This window comes from Pseudomonas sp. 51_B (genome assembly GCF_017491595.1).
Lineage (GTDB): Bacteria > Pseudomonadota > Gammaproteobacteria > Pseudomonadales > Pseudomonadaceae > Aquipseudomonas > Aquipseudomonas promysalinigenes.
The window spans coordinates 1-453 of sequence record NZ_JAFGYW010000368.1 but is presented as its reverse complement, the minus strand read 5'-3'; the positions used below and the strand labels follow the sequence as shown (position 1 = coordinate 453).

Genomic DNA, 453 nt, shown 5'->3' with positions numbered 1-453 from the left:
CGAAGAAGCGCTTCATGAACGGGTAGGTCGCCGCGACGAACACCGCGACGACGGACAGCTCCTTCGTCAGCCCGTTGAGCGGCAGGATCAGCAGAAACGACACGAGCGCGAGGCCGACCGCGATCGCGATCGCCTCCCATGCGCGGATCTTGCCCGACGTGAGCGGCCGCTCGGCGGTGCGCTTCACGTGGCGGTCGAAATCGCGATCGGCGTAATCGTTGATCGCGCAGCCGGCCGAGCGCATCAGCAGCGTGCCGAGCGCGAAGATCACGACGAGCGACGGCGCAGGATGGCCGTCGGACGCGATCCACAGCGCATTGAGCGTCGGCCAGAGCAGCAGCAGGCTGCCGATCGGCTTGTCCATCCGGATCAGCCGCAAATAGAGGGGAAAACGGGCGAGCATCGGCGAGAACGGGCGGCGAGCCCTCGATCGTAACCCCGGCATTGTAGAAC

The 453-nt window shown here is 66.2% G+C and carries 1 protein-coding gene; it reads right to left on the bottom strand.

Features of this window, described 5'->3' with window-relative positions:
* Nucleotides 1-403 (bottom strand): UbiA family prenyltransferase (locus tag J5M56_RS25275; RefSeq protein WP_207938094.1); only part of this gene is annotated, 403 nt, incomplete at its 3' end.
* Nucleotides 404-453: the final 50 nt, after the last annotated feature.